The 362-nt window shown below is 26.8% G+C and carries 1 pseudogene; it reads left to right on the top strand.

Annotation, left to right across the window (positions count from 1 at the left end):
* Positions 1 to 362 (top strand): annotated as a pseudogene (locus LJD32_RS15120) (hypothetical protein); the annotation flags it as partial.

Below are 362 nucleotides of genomic sequence, written 5' to 3'. Positions count from 1 at the left end.
GGTGAAATAAATGATGAATCCGTTATTTATCATCCTTATTGTGAAGAACCGATTTATATAAAATCACTTGGTAATCAATATCATAGAGAACAAATAAAAGAACGATTAACAACAAAAGTCATTCCATTTCAAAATATGGAACAAAACAAATATTACTACCAATGCAAAGATTATTATCGACAATATAGACAAAAGAAACTTCCACAACTTGCTGGAATGTATGTAGCACGTTTAGTTTATTTGAATATACTTCCTCAAGTAAAACAAAAATTATCTAAGGAAACAAGACGTGAATTAAAGAAATTAGATCAATATACCAATGATATTGAATTACTAGCAAAAAATAAGATAGAAGATATTAC

Origin of the sequence: Faecalibacillus sp. TM498 (genome assembly GCF_020589955.1) — a bacterium.
GTDB lineage: Bacteria > Bacillota_I > Bacilli_A > Erysipelotrichales > Coprobacillaceae > Faecalibacillus > Faecalibacillus intestinalis.
The sequence above is the reverse complement of the archived record's forward strand: the minus strand, read 5'-3'. Positions and strand labels throughout refer to the sequence as shown.